Origin of the sequence: Streptomyces rugosispiralis (assembly GCF_024505145.1) — a bacterium.
Classification (GTDB): domain Bacteria; phylum Actinomycetota; class Actinomycetes; order Streptomycetales; family Streptomycetaceae; genus Streptomyces; species Streptomyces rugosispiralis.
The window spans coordinates 49,513-64,224 of record NZ_JANIAA010000050.1; the positions used below are offsets into that span (position 1 = coordinate 49,513).

Here is a 14,712-nt window from a genome sequence, read left to right on the forward strand (position 1 = left end):
CCGCACGCGTCAGCGGCTCCCGTGCTCCTCCACGAGCTCCCGCGCCCGCTTCACATCGGCCGCCATGCGCTCCAGCAGCGCCTCGATCGAGTCGAACTTCTCCTGGCCCCGCAGATAGGCGAGGAAGTCGACCTCGACATGGAGCCCGTACAGATCCAGTCCGACCCGGTCGATCGCATACGCCTCGACCGTCCGCTCGGTCCCGTCGAACTGCGGATTGGTGCCGACCGAGATCGCCGCGGGCATCGCCTCGCCCTGCGCCGTCAGCCAGCCCGCGTAGACGCCGTCGGCCGGGATCGCGGTGTGCGGCGGGGTCTCCAGGTTGGCCGTCGGGAAGCCCAGCTCACGGCCGCGCTGCGCACCGCGCACCACCACACCCTCGACCCGGTGCGGGCGCCCGAGGACCTCCATCGCGCCCGTGACATCGCCCTCCGCGACCAGGCGGCGCGTCAGCGTGGAGGAGAACGGCTCGCCGCCGCCCGCCGCGCCGCGCTCGTACAGGTCGATGACCTCGACCTCGTAGTCGTAGGTGGTGCCGAGCTCGCGCAGGAAGGCCACGTTCCCGGCGGCCTTGTGGCCGAAGCGGAAGTTGGGGCCCTCCACCACGACCCGGGCGTGCAACTTGTCCACCAGCACCTTCACCACGAAGTCGGCGGGGGTGAGCCGCGAGAACTCCGCCGTGAACGGCAGGATCAGCACCGCGTCCACACCCAGCCCGGCCATCAGCTCCGCGCGCCGCTGGTGCGTGGCGAGCAGCGGTGGATGGCTGCCGGGCCGCACGACCTCGCTCGGATGCGGGTCGAAGGTGACCACGACCGCCGGTACCCCCAGCTCACGCGCCCGTGCCACGGCACGGCCGATGATCAGCTGGTGCCCTCGGTGCACCCCGTCGTAGGAACCGATGGTGACGACGCTGCGCCCCCAGTCCTCGGGGATGTCCTCCAAGCCACGCCAGCGCTGCACTTTGCCCGCTCCTCGCCCGAACCTTTGTCTGTCGACTTCGCAGGTCTAAGACTGCCATGTCCCGGGCGCCGGCCTCGCATCGGTGGCCGTCTCGAGCACCCGGACCGGCCGGAAAGCCACGGTAGGCGGCCGGTCCCGGCGTATGCAACGCGGCCCGGAGTCGGCAACGACACACCGGCGCCGGGTCGGCCGGGCCGGGCGGCGCCGCCGCGGGCGCCCGTATGGCGCCGTCGGCGCCCGCGGCGGGCGCCGACGGCGTCATACGAAGACGGCCAGGCTCTTCGCCTTGCCCTTCGACTCCTCCACCAGGGCCAGAAAGCGCCCCTCCGGCCCGAAGACCGCGACCGGCCCCGGACCCTTCTCCCCCGACACGTCCGACGGCATGTCGATCCGCACCCCGTTGCCCAGCAGCCGGGCCCGGCGCTCGTCCACGTCCCAGCGCGGGAACGCGGCGGCCGCCGCCTCCGCGATGGGCAGGATCTCCAGCGACTCCTCCAGCCGCTCCAGCGTCCTGGCCGCCTCCAGCCCGTACGGACCGACCCGGGTCCGGCGCAGGGCCGTGAGATGGCCGCCCACGCCGAGTCCGGCACCCAGGTCGCGCGCCAGGGCCCGGATGTAGGTGCCGGAGGAGCACACCACCGTGACGTCCAGGTCGAGGACGGTGGTGCCGTCCTCCGCCTTGGCCTCGCGGCGATCGTGGAGGACGAAGGAGGAGACGGTCACCGGCCGCGCCGGGATCGCGAACTCCTCGCCCTCCCGCGCCCGTGCGTAGGAGCGCTTGCCGTCGATCTTGATGGCGCTGACCTTCGAGGGGACCTGCTGGATGTCCCCGGTCAGCTCCTCGATCCCGGCCCGGACGGCGCCCGGGTCGACCCCGGCGGCGCCCTCCGAGGCGGTGATCTCGCCCTCCGCGTCGTCGGTGACCGTGGTCTGGCCGAGCCGGATGGTGGCCCGGTACTCCTTCTCGGTCAGCGCCAGATGGCCCAGCAGCCGGGTGGCCTTCTCCACGCCGACCACGAGCACGCCCGTGGCCATCGGATCCAGCGTCCCGGCGTGGCCGACCCGCCGGGTGCCGGCGAAGCGGCGCATCTTGGCGACGACGTCGTGCGAGGTGAAACCGGCCGGTTTGTCGACGATCACCAGGCCGTCCGGTGCCCCGGAACCGGCCCTGCCCTTGCGCGTCATGCGTCCGCTGAACCCTTACCGTCCGCTGAACCCTTACCGTCGATGCCGGGCTCCTCGTCGTCCTCCTGGCCGGGCTTGCGGTACGGGTCCGCCTCGCCCGCGTAGCTGGCTCCCGAGGACGCCTCGCGCACCTGGGCGTCCGCCTCCCTGGCCTTGGCGAGCAGATCGTCGATGGTGCGGGCGTTCTCCGGCAGAGCGTCCGGGACGAACGTCAGGGTCGGGGTGAAGCGCACCCCCGTCTGGCGCCCGACCTCCGACCGCAGCACGCCCTTGGCGCTCTCCAGGGCCGCGGCGGAGGCCGCCCTCTCCTCGTCGTCGCCGAAGACCGTGTAGAAGACGGTCGCCTCCCGCAGATCACCGGTGATCCGGGTGTCGGTGATGGTCACATAACCCAGCCGCGGGTCCTTGATCCGCCGCTGCAGGGTCTCCGCGACCACGACCCGGATGCGGTCCGCCAGCTTGCGTGCCCGCGCGGTGTCGCTCATGCGTCTTCTTCTCTCTTCTTCGCGTCAGTCATCGATGGCCGGGGGCGCGGTCTGCGACCACCGGTCCGGCCCTCATTCATCATCGCCACCGTGGAACCGCCGTCGCACGGCCAGCAGCTCCACTTCCGGCCGCGCCGCCACCAGCCGCTCGCAGCGGTCGAGCACCTCCGTGAGGTGGCCCGCGTCCCCGGAGACCATCGCCAGGGCGATCTGGGCCCTGCGGTAGAGGTCCTGGTCGCCGACCTCCGCCACGCTCACCGCGAATTTGCGGTGCAGCTCGGCGACGATCGGGCGGACGACGGAGCGCTTCTCCTTCAACGACCGTACGTCGCCGAGAAGCAGGTCAAAGGACAACGTCCCTACATACATGCGGTCCGGGTCAAGCCACCCGTGGGGCCTTTGTGATTGCGGGCTTCTCGCACCGTACACGCAAGGGCCGGGGCCGATCGACGGAAATTCCTCCGCCGATCGGCCCCGGCCGCCGCCGCTTGTCAGCCGCGCGGCTTCTCGCGCATCTCGTACGTCGCGATGACGTCGTCGACCTTGATGTCGTTGTAGCTGCCGAGGTTGATACCGCCCTCGAAGCCCTCGCGAATCTCGGTGACGTCGTCCTTGAAGCGACGCAGACCCTCGATGTTGAGGTTCTCCGCCACGACCTTGCCGTCGCGGATGAGGCGGGCCTTGGTGTTCCGCCGGACCTCGCCGGAGCGGATGAGCACACCCGCGATGTTGCCCAGCTTGGACGAGCGGAAGATCTCGCGGATCTCCGCCGTACCGAGCTCGACCTCTTCGTACTCCGGCTTGAGCATGCCCTTCAGGGCCGCCTCGATCTCCTCGATCACCTGGTAGATGACCGAGTAGTAGCGGACGTCCACGCCCTCGCGCTCGGCCATCTGCGTGGCACGCCCGTCGGCGCGCACGTTGAAGCCGATGACGATGGCGTCCGAGCCCGTCGCCAGGTCGATGTCGGTCTCGGTGACCGCACCCACACCGCGGTGCAGCACCCGCAGGTCCACCTCTTCGCCGACGTCGAGCTGGAGCAGCGAGGACTCGAGGGCCTCCACCGAACCGGACGCGTCGCCCTTGATGATGAGGTTGAGCTGCTGGACCTGACCGGCCTTGAGCACCTTGTCCAGGTCCTCCAGGGAGACCCGGCGGGTGCGCTTGGCGAACGCCGCGTTCCGCTCGCGGGCGGCGCGCTTCTCGGCGATCTGGCGGGCGGTGCGGTCCTCGTCCACGACGAGGAAGTTGTCACCCGCACCGGGCACGTTGGTCAGACCGAGCACCAGGACCGGGGTCGCCGGGCCGGCCTCCACCACGTTGTTCCCATTGTCGTCGAGCATCGCCCGGACGCGGCCGTACGCGTCGCCGACAACCATCGTGTCGCCGACCCGCAGGGTGCCGCGCTGGACCAGCACGGTGGCCACGGCGCCGCGGCCGCGGTCGAGGTGGGCCTCGATCGCGATGCCCTGCGCGTCCTGCTCCGAGTTGGCCCGCAGGTCGAGCGAGGCGTCGGCGGTGAGGACGACGGCCTCCAGCAGGCTGTCGATGTGCAGACCCTGCTTGGCGGAGATGTCGACGAACATGGTGTCGCCGCCGTACTCCTCGGCCACCAGGCCGTACTCGGTCAGCTGACCGCGCACCTTGGTCGGGTCCGCGCCCTCGACGTCGATCTTGTTGACCGCGACCACGATCGGCACATCGGCCGCCTTGGCGTGGTTCAGCGCCTCGATCGTCTGGGGCATCACACCGTCGTTGGCCGCCACCACGAGGATCGCGATGTCGGTCGACTTGGCACCACGGGCACGCATGGCGGTGAACGCCTCGTGACCCGGGGTGTCGATGAAGGTGATCCTGCGCTCTTCGTCGTTGACCTCGGTCGAGACCTGGTAGGCACCGATGTGCTGGGTGATGCCGCCGGCCTCGCCCGCGACCACGTTGGTCTTGCGGATCGCGTCCAGCAGCCGGGTCTTACCGTGGTCGACGTGACCCATGACGGTCACCACGGGCGGACGCGCGGAGAGCATCTCCTCGCCGCCCTCGTCCTCGCCGAACTCGATGTCGAAGGACTCGAGAAGCTCGCGGTCCTCCTCCTCCGGGCTGACGATCTCGACGTTGTAGTTCATCTCGTCGGCGAGAAGCTGAAGCGTCTCGTCGGAGACGGACTGCGTCGCGGTGACCATCTCGCCCAGGTTGAACATCACCTGGACCAGGGACGCCGGGTTGGCGTTGATCTTCTCCGCGAAGTCGGTCAGCGAGGCACCCCGCGACAGCCGGACCGTCTGGCCGTTGCCGCGCGGCAGCATCACACCGCCGATGGACGGGGCCTGCATGGCCTCGTACTCCTGGCGCCTCTGCCGCTTCGACTTACGTCCACGACGCGCCGGACCGCCGGGACGGCCGAAGGCGCCCTGCGTGCCACCGCGGCCACCGGGACCGCCGGGACGGCCACCGAAGCCGGGACGGCCACCGCCGCCACCGAAGCCGCCACCGCCGCCGGGACCACCCGGACGGCCGGCGAAACCGCCGCCACCACCGGGACGACCGCCGCCGCCACCGCCGGGACGGCCGGCGAAGCCGCCGCCGCCACCGGGACGACCGCCACCGGGACGACCGCCGCCACCGGGACCGCGACCGCCACCGCCGCCGGGGCCCGGACGCGGGCCCGCGGCCGGACGCTGCGGCATCATGCCCGGGTTCGGCCGCGCGCCGCCGGGACCCGGACGCGGGCCGCCACCCTGGGCGCCCTGCGGACGGGGCATCTGGCCCGGAGTGGGCCGGGGACCGCCGGGACCGCCCTGGCCGCGGCCCGGACCGCCCTGACCGCCGCCCTGCGGGCGCGGACCGCCGCCGCCGGGCTGGCCGCCGGGACGCGGGGCGCCGCCGGGACGGGGCGCCTGCGGGCGCGCCATACCGGTGGAGCCACCGGAGGTGAAGGGGTTGTTACCGGGACGGGGACCGGCGGGGCGGGGACCACCCGGACGCGGACGCTCCTGACCCGGACGCGGGCCGCCACGGCCACCCTGACCGCCCTGGCCCTGGCCCTGGCCCTGGCCGCCCTGGCCCTGGCCGCCCTGGCCCTGGCCGCCCGGACGGCCGCCGGGGCGCGGACCGGGAGTGGCACCCGGCTTGGCGGGCGCGCCCGGCTTGGCCGCGGCGGGCTTGGGGGCGGGGGCGGGGGCCGGCGGCGCGGTGAACTCGGGCTGCGCCGGAGCCGCGGGCGCGGCGGGGCCCGGCTTGGGGCCGGGGGTCGGACGGGCAGCCGGCGTGGGACGCGGGCCCGGAGTGGGCGCCGCGCCGGGGGTGCCGCGCTGACCCTCGGGGGCACCACCCGGCTTGGGGCCGGGCGCCGGGGGCTTGGGGGCGGCCGGACGGGCCGCCGCCGCCGGACCCGGGGTCGGCGGCTTGGGCGTCGCCTTGCGCGGCGCCGAGGGCTTACCAGCGGCGCGGCCGGAGCCGTTGCCACCCTGGAAAGCGTCAGTCAACTTGCGCACAACCGGCGCCTCGATCGTCGAGGACGCCGAACGTACAAATTCACCGAGTTCCTGGAGCTTGGCCATGACGACCTTGCTCTCAACTCCGAACTCCTTGGCGAGTTCGTATACCCGGACCTTAGCCACTTCGCTCCTTTTAGGTCCGGGTTGTCGCCGGACCGTCGCTACTTCATGGGCGTACTCATCGCGTACTCATCGAGTGCTCATCGCAATCTCGACCTACTTCCGACTCGCGAGGTACCTGACCGCACGGTGGCCCGTGCCGTTCTTTCAACTACTCGGGTGCGCCTGATCACCCTGCTCGACAAACCGGCGGAGCGCCGTGGTGTCGAGCGCTCCCGGCCCCCTGAAGGCCCGGGAAAAGGCCCGGCGGCGAACCGCCAGGTCAAGGCAGACCCGTGTGGGGTGAACATAAGCACCCCGACCGGGGAGCGTACCGCGCCGGTCGGGGACACAAACACCCTCGACCAGCACGATGCGCAGCAGGTCGTTCTTGGCCGCCCGATCCCGGCATCCCACACAGGTTCTCTCAGGGCAGGCACCAGCTCGTGTGCGGCCAGACACTGATGAAGTCTACCTCCCCGTACCGACCTCACCCCTTGGGGGGAGTGATCGAACCGTCACTCGATTTGGACCGGATCCCGGGGAATCCGGCCTGAATCAGCCTTGATCACCCGACTGCTCGGTGTCCGGCCGGATGTCGATCCGCCAGCCGGTCAGCCGCGCCGCCAGCCGGGCGTTCTGCCCCTCCTTGCCGATGGCCAGCGAGAGCTGGTAGTCCGGCACGGTGACCCGGGCCGAGCGGGCCGCCAGATCGACCACCTCGACCTTGCTCACCCGCGCGGGTGACAGCGCGTTCGCCACCAGCTCAGCGGGGTCGTCCGACCAGTCGACGATGTCGATCTTCTCGCCGTGCAGCTCGGCCATCACACTGCGCACCCGCCCGCCCATCGGGCCGATGCACGCGCCCTTGGCGTTCAGCCCCGTGCGGGTGGACCGGACCGCGATCTTGGTGCGGTGACCCGCCTCGCGGGCGATCGCCGCGATCTCCACCGAGCCGTCCGCGATCTCCGGCACCTCGAGCGCGAAGAGCTTCTTGACCAGATTGGGATGCGTACGCGAAAGGGTCACCGACGGTCCGCGCACGCCCTTGACGACTCGTACGACATACGTACGCAGCCGGGTGCCGTGGGCGTAGTCCTCGCCCGGGACCTGCTCCTGCACCGGCAGGATCGCCTCGAGACGGCCGATGTCCACCAGCACGTTCTTGGGGTCCTTGCCCTGCTGGACGACGCCGGCGACGACATCGCCCTCCCGCCCCGCGTACTCGCCGAAGGTGATCTCCTCCTCGGCGTCCCGCAGCCGCTGCAGGATGACCTGCTTCGCGGTCATGGCGGCGATCCGGCCGAAGCCGGAGGGGGTGTCGTCGAACTCCTGGGGCTCCTGCCCCTCCGTCAGGTCCTCGGCGTCCTCGCGGGCCCACACGGTCACATGGCCGGTGTCGCGGTTGAGCTCCACACGGGCCCGGCGGCGGCTTCCCTCGGTGCGGTGATAGGCGATGAGGAGGGCCGATTCGATCGCCTCGACCAGCAGGTCGAAGGAGATCTCCTTCTCTCGCACCAGACCCCGCAGGGCACTCATGTCGATGTCCACGGCTACGCCTCCTCCTTGCTCTCGTCGTCCTCGCCCGCGGCCTTGTCCGCGGGCTTGCGGTTGAACTCGATCTCCACCCGGGCCTTGGAGATCTCCTCGAAGGCCAGCCGCCTGGCGGTGGGCTTGCGCCCCTTCACACCGGGGACCTCCAGATCGAGGCCCTCCTCGTCCACCGAGACGATCCGGGCCACCAGCTCGCCGCCGTCGGCGAGGCGCGCTCTCATGAGGCGGCCGGCGGCACGGTGGTAGTGGCGCGGCTCGGTCAGGGGGCGCTCGGCGCCGGGAGAGGTGACCTCGAGGACGTACGCGGTCCGGCCCATGGCGTCCGTGTCGTCGAGAGTCTGGGAGATGTCCCGGCTCAGCTCCGCACACGTGTCCAGCTGGACGCCGTCGTCGGAGTCCACGACCACTCTCAGCACGCGCCGCCGCCCGGCCGGTGTCACCTCGACCTCTTCCAGATCCAGGTCTCGCGCGCTGACGAGCGGTTCCAGCAGTCCGCGCAGCCTCTCGCTCTGGGTGGTGCTCATCCGGGTGACTCCTCGGCCGCGTGTGCTGTTGTGGGAAGGTCGCGTGTCAGGTCAAAGCCTATCTGTTCCGGCGGCGGGCTGACGATTCGGTGGCCGCTGCCGGGCATACGGCCTCGGCGCGGGTACGCTCGCCTGCTGTGATCACTACCGGCGGCCAGGAGCGGCCGCAGCCCGGAAAGAGGAACGTGTCGATCACCACTCCCCCGCCCCGTGCCACAGCCGCGTCCGACGCGGTGTCCGCGGTCCCCGCCGCCTCCACCGCGTCCACTGTGCCCGCCGCGTCTTCAGCGTCCGCCGCCGCTTCGGCCTGCGCCGCGCCGGTGACCCGGCGGCGGAGTCTGCTGCTGGGCGGCGGGGCGCTGGGAGCCGTCGCGCTGCTGAGCGGCTGCTCCGACGACTCCGAGTCCAAGCGCGAGACGGACGGCGGGGCGGACGTCGCGCTGCTGCGGGCGCGGGGCGCGCGGGATTCCACCGCACTCCTCGCACGCTACGACGCGACCGTGGACGCGCATCCCGCCCTTGCGAAACGGCTGGCGCCACTGCGGGAGGAGACGGCCCGGCATGTCGCGGTCTTCACCTCCGAGGGCCGGTCCCCCTCCCCCTCCGCGACCGTGTCGCGCTCGCCCTCGGCGGGCGGGCGGCGGGTGCCGACGGTCCCCGAGGGCGAGCGGCAGGCCCTCTCCGCCCTGGCCCAGGTCGAGCGCCGGACCGCCGACACCCGCACCGCCGCGCTCGCCACCGCGCCGCCCGAGCTGGCCCGGCTCCTGGCGTCCGTAGCTGCCTGCGGCGCCGCCCACGTGTATCTCCTCACGCAGCGCGACACGGACTCGTGATCACGCTCGGCAGCACCGTCGTGATCACGCTCGGGACCACCGGGAAGGGGTACTGACATGGCCGCTCGAGCAGACCGCTCGGCCGTCGGCGAACGCGCCGCGGCGCTCAGGGCCGCGCAGGCGGCGCTCGCCGCCGAGCACGCCGCGGTGTACGGCTACGGCGTCGTCGGCGGGCGGATCGGCGACGACCGGCTCGCGGAGGCTCGCGAGGGCTACGCCGCGCACCGCGCCCGCCGGGACGACCTCGCCCGCACCGTGCGCGACCTCGGCGGCCGCCCCACCAGCGCGGCGCCCGCCTACGCCCTGCCCTTCGCGGTGCCGGACGCGCCCGCCGCGGTGCGGCTCGCCGCCGAACTGGAGAACCGGGTCGCCGCCGTCTACGCCGACCTCGTACGGGCCTCGACCGGATCCCTGCGCCGCCAGGCGGCGGGCGCGCTGCGGGAGGCGGCGGTCCGGGCGGTGCGCTGGCGGGGCGGCGGCGTAGCCTTCCCTGGGCTCACCGAACGCGCCACACCGGCCACTCCGTCGGCGTCGCCGAGCGGTGGGTCGGACGGGGTGTGACGTCTTGATGGTGGAGGGGACAGCTCAGGAATGGCATCGGCACCACGGCCCGGCGGCCGCGATACGGACGGCGTCCCCGTGCCGAAGCGGCTTCTGGACGCGCTGAGCGACGACCCCGCGAGCGCCGTGCGGAGCTGGCTGGACGCTCTCCCCGGGACGGCCGAGCGGCAGCTGGCGGCCTGGGAGCTGACCCTGGAGCGGGTCGCGACACCCGGGGGACGCCGCGGGCTCGTCGCGCTCGTGCGGCAGGCGGACGGCACCCCGGCGGCGCTGAAGTTCCCGGTCCCCGGCCCGGACGCGGACCGTGAGCGGACCGCCCTCGCGCACTGGAACGGCTGGGGCGCGGTCCGGCTGCTGCGCGCCGACCCGGACACCGGTGCGCTGCTGCTCGAGCGGCTGCACGGCGCGGTGTCGCTGCGCTCGCTGCCCGAGCCGAAGGCGCTGCTGGAGGCGGCGGGCACGGTGCGGCGGCTGTGGGTGCCGCCGCCCGATTGGCATCCGTTCGCGTCGGTCACCGGGCGCACCGAGGAGGAGCACGAGATCCTGCGGGTGCTCGGCGCCGGGGACTGGGCGGCGGACGCCCGTCCGCTCACCGACGAGGCGCTGGAGCTGCGGGCGGCGCTGCCCGCCGAGCCGCCCGAGGAGGTGCTGCTGCACGGCGGCTTCCGGCAGGGCAAGGTGCTGGCCGGGGAGCGTGCGCCCTGGCTCGCGGTGGGTCCGGCGCCGGTCGTGGGCGAGCGCGCGTACGACTTGGCGCGGCTGGTGCTCGACCGCTGCGAGGACCTGGCCGCGGGACCCGGCCCCGCCGCGGCCGCGCGGCGCCGGGTCGCCAAGCTGGCGGACTCCCTGGACGTCGACCGCGACCGGCTGCGCGGCTGGTCCCTCTACCGCGCCGTCGAGGCGGGCCTGCGCCACGCCGCCGCGGGCGACCGCCGCCGCGCGGAGCTGCTGCTGGAGTTCGCGGGCTGGCTGTAGCGGGGGTGCGCGGCCCGGCCGGGCCGCCGACCCCGGAAGCCGCGACTCCGGGGAGCGCGGGAGCCGGGGTCCGGGGAGCGGCGGGTGCGGTTCGCGGCCGTCAGTCGCCGAGGGCGGTGAGGCGGGCGATGGCGTCCTCGATGGAGAGGTCCTCGCGCTCGCCCGTGCGGCGGTCCTTCAGCTCGACCACGCCGTCCTTCGCGCCGCGCCCCACGACCAGGATGGTCGGGACGCCGATCAGCTCGGAGTCGGTGAACTTCACGCCCGGGGAGACGCCGGCGCGGTCGTCGACCATGACGCGCAGGCCCGCCGTGCCCAGCTTCTCGGCGAGGTCGAGGGCCATCTCGGTCTGGAGGGCCTTGCCCGCCGCGACGATGTGGACGTCGGCCGGGGCGACCTCGCGGGGCCAGCAGAGCCCCGACCCGTCGTGGGTCTGCTCGGCGAGGGCCGCGACGGCGCGGGAGACGCCGATGCCGTACGAGCCCATCGTGACCCGCGCCGGCTTGCCGTTCTGGCCGAGCACATCGAGCTGGAAGGCGTCGGCGTACTTGCGGCCGAGCTGGAAGATGTGGCCGATCTCGATCGCCCGGTCCAGCTCGATGCCCGCACCGCAGCGGGGGCAGGGGTCGCCCGGCTGGACCACGACGACGTCCAGGTACTCGTCGACCTCGAAGTCACGGCCGCAGACCACGTTGCGCGCGTGGGTGTCGGGCTTGTTGGCGCCGGTCACCCAGGCGGTGCCGGGGGCGATACGGGGGTCGGCGATGTAGCGGAAGGACTTGCCCGCCAGGCCCTGCGGGCCGACGTAGCCGCGCACCAGCTCGGGGCGGCCCTCGAAGTCCTCGGCCGTGACGAGCTCGACGACGGCCGGGGCCAGGTGCTCGCCCAGCTTGCCCAGGTCCACCTCGCGGTCGCCGGGCACGCCCACCGCGGTGATCTCGCCGTCGACCTTGACCAGGAGGTTCTTCAGGGTGGCGGAGGCCGGGACGCCGAGGTACTCGGCGAGGGTCTCGATGGTGGGGGTGTCGGGGGTGTCCAGCTCCTCGACGGGGCCGTGCCCGGCGCCCTCGACCGGCGGCACGGTCACCGTGACCGCCTCGGTGTTCGCGGCGTAGTCGCAGTTCGGACAGTCGACGAAGGTGTCCTCGCCGGCCGCCGCCGGGGCCAGGAACTCCTCGGAGGCCGAGCCGCCCATCGCGCCGGAGACCGCGGAGACGATGCGGTAGTCCAGGCCGAGGCGCTGGAAGATCCGCTGGTACGCCTCGCGGTGCAGCCGGTAGGACTCGGCGAGGCCCTCGTCGGTGGTGTCGAAGGAGTACGAGTCCTTCATCTGGAACTCGCGCCCGCGCAGCACACCAGAGCGGGGGCGGGCCTCGTCCCGGTACTTGGTCTGGATCTGGTAGAGCATGACCGGCAGGTCCTTGTAGGACGTGCACTGGTCCTTGACCGTCAGGGTGAAGATCTCCTCGTGGGTCGGGCCGAGGAGGTAGTCGGCGCCCTTACGGTCCTTGATCCGGAAGAGCAGATCGCCGTACTCGTCCCAGCGGCCGCTCGTCTCGTACGGCTCGCGGGGCAGCAGCGCGGGCAGGAGGACCTCCTGGGCGCCGATGGCGTCCATCTCCTCGCGGACGATCCGCGAGACGTTCTCCAGGACCTTCTTGCCGATCGGCAGCCAGGTCCAGATGCCCGCGGCGGCGCGGCGGACGTACCCGGCGCGGACGAGCAGCTTGTGGCTGGCGGTCTCGGCGTCCGCCGGGTCTTCGCGCAGCGTCTTCAGCATCATCGTGGACATGCGCTGGACGTTGACGGCGTGGGCCATGGGGTCTCTCCTGCGTGCGATGGGATGTTCAGGAGGTTAGCCGCACGGGCTGGTTTCCCGGAAATGCGTAAGGCCGGGGCGCCTACGGGGTGTCCGGCGGACCACGCGGCGGAGCCGCATATCGATGCCTCGGGAAATGTTGCGCCCCGAAGGGGCGCGGGGCTGTGTCGATGTGCGGCTCCGCCGCGGCTGTGTCGATGTGCGGCTCCGCCGCGGCTGTGTCGATGTGCGGCTCCGCCGCGGCTGTGTCGATATGCGGCTCCGCCGCGTGGGCGACCAGCCACGACGGCGCCGCGGACGGCCGACGACGCATCGCGCCGCTTCCCGCGGAGCGCTCAGTCGCGGCGCAGCGGCAGGGGGGCTCCCATCACGGCGTACGGGCTCGGGGCGCTCGGGAAGAGCACGGGGCGGGCGAGGTCGCGGTAGCCCAGTGAGCGGTAGAGGGCGCGGGCCGGGCTCTCGGTGTCGATCGCGGACAGGATCGAGCGCGGCTCGTCGGCGCCGTCCGTGATGGTCGTGATCAGCTGCCGGCCGATGCCGCGGTGCTGGTACTCGGGGTGGACGTGCAGCTCGGTGATGACGAACGAGTCGTCCAGCCAGTCCTCGTGCCCGGCCGTGCGCAGATACGGCTGGACCACCGTGGACCACCAGTGGGTGCGGTCGTTGGGCATGCCGTAGACGAAGCCGACGAGCCGTCCGGAGGGCGTCGTCGCGCCGAGCGCGCGGGCGCCGGGGCTCTTGAGGTGGCGCAGCACGATGTGGCGTCGTACGCCGACCTCCTCGGCCGTCAGCCCGAAGGCGACGGCCTGGACGTCGAGCGCTTCGTCCACGCGCGCGGCGAGGTCGAGCGACCCGACGACGACGTCTTCGGGTTCCGGGGTCCGCCCCCCGGGGAGATGCAGCATGGGCGGCACCCTACTGGCCCGTCGATCAGAACAGCACACTCATGAACGCGCCGACTTCCCGGAAGCCGACCCGGCGGTAGGCGGCGCGGGCCGCGGTGTTGAAGTCGTTGACGTACAGGCTCACCACCGGGGCGACCTCGCTCAGCGCATAGCGCAGCACGGCCGCCATTCCGGTCTCGGACAGGCCGCGGCCGCGGTACTCGGGGGCCACCCATACGCCCTGGATCTGGCAGGCGTGCGGGGTGGCCGCGCCGATCTCGGCCTTGAACACCACCCGCCCGTTCTCGACCCGGGCGAAGGAGCGCCCGGCGGTGACGAGCTCGGCGACCCGCGCCTGGTAGAGCAGCCCGCCGTCGCCCGCGAGCGGGGAGACGCCGACCTCCTCGGTGAACATCGCCACGCACGCCGGCATGATCACGTCCATCTCGTCCTTACGGACGCGGCGCACCAGCGGATCGGGCGGGACGTCGACGGGCATCGAGCTGGTGACCATCAGCGGCTGACGGGCGCGGACCTCGCGGGCCGGGCCCCAGCTGGGCTCCAGCAGGGACCACAGCCCGGCGGTGGTCTCGGCGGGGCCGACGATCGAGGAGCAGCGGCGGCCCGCCCGGCGGGCGCGCTCGGCGAAGCCGCGCACGGCCTCGGGGGTGGCGCAGATGGGCACGAGGTTCGCCCCGGCGTAGCAGAGCGACTCCAGCCGCCCGCCGGAGTACCAGCCCCACATCTCGCCGCCGAGCCGCCACGGGTCCAGGCCGGCGACCTGGACGCGGGCGGCCACGAAGGCGTTCGAGACGGGGTCGCGGTCGAGCACCGCAAGGGCCGCGTCGAGCTCATGGGGCTCGAGGACCCTGGTGGTGGACGTGGTCAGCACGTGTCGGTCTGCCTCACGTGGTGCGGGCCCGCGGGCCGGGGACGTCGATCCTCAGACTCTACCGCGCAGGCCGAGATGGCCCTTTTCCGAGGGCTCGGTTCGCCTCCGGGGCGCGAAAGCCTCCCCCGGCCACCGCCGGGAGGTGCCTCCGGCCGCTCAGCCCCAGAGGTACCCCGGCCGCTCAGCCCCATGGGCCGGAAGCTCTACGGCACCCTCGGCATTCAGCCGCCGCTGACCGAGACCTCGGGTTCGCCGGAGGCGATGCCGTCCTTCTCCATCTGCTCGGCGATCTTCATGGCCTCGTCGATCAGGGTCTCCACGATCTTCGACTCCGGCACGGTCTTGATGACCTCGCCCTTGACGAAGATCTGCCCCTTGCCATTGCCGGAGGCGACGCCCAGGTCCGCCTCGCGCGCCTCGCCGGGGCCGTTGACGACACAG

15 protein-coding genes are annotated in these 14,712 nt (G+C 72.9%); 3 read left to right on the top strand and 12 right to left on the bottom strand.

What is annotated here, in order from left to right; all coding sequences use genetic code 11:
- Positions 1-9: 9 nt before the first annotated feature.
- From NP777_RS41570 to rimP, 8 genes are all read right to left on the bottom strand, one after another.
- Positions 10-963, bottom strand: a complete 954-nt coding sequence (locus NP777_RS41570; protein ID WP_256655373.1) for a bifunctional riboflavin kinase/FAD synthetase — start codon at positions 961-963, stop codon at positions 10-12.
- 258 nt (positions 964-1,221) lie between these two features.
- Complete coding sequence (gene truB / locus NP777_RS41575; protein WP_256655374.1) at positions 1,222-2,148, bottom strand: tRNA pseudouridine(55) synthase TruB; 927 nt, start codon at positions 2,146-2,148, stop codon at positions 1,222-1,224.
- Positions 2,145-2,633, bottom strand: coding sequence for a 30S ribosome-binding factor RbfA (rbfA, locus tag NP777_RS41580; protein ID WP_256655375.1), 489 nt, complete (start codon positions 2,631-2,633; stop codon positions 2,145-2,147). Before rbfA ends, truB begins: the two co-directional genes overlap by 4 nt.
- Before the next feature lie 72 nt (positions 2,634-2,705).
- Positions 2,706-3,002 (bottom strand): DUF503 domain-containing protein, encoded by a 297-nt coding sequence (locus NP777_RS41585; protein ID WP_256655376.1) that lies wholly within the window; start codon positions 3,000-3,002, stop codon positions 2,706-2,708.
- A gap of 122 nt (positions 3,003-3,124) precedes the next feature.
- Positions 3,125-6,253, bottom strand: a complete 3,129-nt coding sequence (gene infB / locus NP777_RS41590) for a translation initiation factor IF-2 (RefSeq protein WP_256655377.1) — start codon at positions 6,251-6,253, stop codon at positions 3,125-3,127.
- Between the two features lie 144 nt (positions 6,254-6,397).
- Complete coding sequence (locus tag NP777_RS41595) at positions 6,398-6,691, bottom strand: YlxR family protein (RefSeq protein WP_256655378.1); 294 nt, start codon at positions 6,689-6,691, stop codon at positions 6,398-6,400.
- A 96-nt stretch (positions 6,692-6,787) separates the two neighbouring features.
- Positions 6,788-7,780 carry a transcription termination factor NusA gene (nusA, locus tag NP777_RS41600; RefSeq protein WP_256655379.1) on the bottom strand — a complete coding sequence of 331 codons (993 nt, stop codon included), beginning with the start codon at positions 7,778-7,780 and terminating at the stop codon, positions 6,788-6,790.
- Positions 7,781-7,782: 2 nt separating this feature from the next.
- Complete coding sequence (rimP, locus tag NP777_RS41605) at positions 7,783-8,307, bottom strand: ribosome maturation factor RimP (protein WP_256655380.1); 525 nt, start codon at positions 8,305-8,307, stop codon at positions 7,783-7,785.
- 137 nt (positions 8,308-8,444) lie between these two features.
- Between rimP and NP777_RS41610 the strand changes: the two genes are divergently transcribed.
- From NP777_RS41610 to NP777_RS41620, 3 genes are read left to right on the top strand one after another with little or no spacing between them, the layout of a single operon-like run.
- Positions 8,445-9,140: a hypothetical protein gene (locus NP777_RS41610; RefSeq protein WP_308405369.1), complete on the top strand. Its 696-nt coding sequence runs from the start codon at positions 8,445-8,447 to the stop codon at positions 9,138-9,140.
- 57 nt (positions 9,141-9,197) lie between these two features.
- Positions 9,198-9,701, top strand: coding sequence for a ferritin-like domain-containing protein (locus NP777_RS41615; RefSeq protein WP_256655381.1), 504 nt, complete (start codon positions 9,198-9,200; stop codon positions 9,699-9,701).
- 30 nt (positions 9,702-9,731) lie between these two features.
- On the top strand, positions 9,732-10,676 hold the full coding sequence (locus NP777_RS41620; protein ID WP_256655382.1) for an aminoglycoside phosphotransferase family protein: 945 nt from the start codon (positions 9,732-9,734) through the stop codon (positions 10,674-10,676).
- Between the two features lie 100 nt (positions 10,677-10,776).
- Here NP777_RS41620 and NP777_RS41625 read toward each other — a convergent pair whose 3' ends face one another.
- The 4 genes from NP777_RS41625 to NP777_RS41640 form a co-directional block, all read right to left on the bottom strand.
- Positions 10,777-12,495: a proline--tRNA ligase gene (locus tag NP777_RS41625; protein WP_256655383.1), complete on the bottom strand. Its 1,719-nt coding sequence runs from the start codon at positions 12,493-12,495 to the stop codon at positions 10,777-10,779.
- Between the two features lie 335 nt (positions 12,496-12,830).
- On the bottom strand, positions 12,831-13,400 hold the full coding sequence (locus NP777_RS41630; protein WP_256655384.1) for a GNAT family N-acetyltransferase: 570 nt from the start codon (positions 13,398-13,400) through the stop codon (positions 12,831-12,833).
- A gap of 25 nt (positions 13,401-13,425) precedes the next feature.
- Entirely contained in the window at positions 13,426-14,271 is an 846-nt protein-coding gene (locus NP777_RS41635; RefSeq protein WP_256655385.1) for a GNAT family N-acetyltransferase, read from the bottom strand.
- 221 nt (positions 14,272-14,492) lie between these two features.
- On the bottom strand, positions 14,493-14,712 hold a 220-nt coding region (locus NP777_RS41640), incomplete at its 5' end, for a flavodoxin-dependent (E)-4-hydroxy-3-methylbut-2-enyl-diphosphate synthase (RefSeq protein ID WP_256655386.1).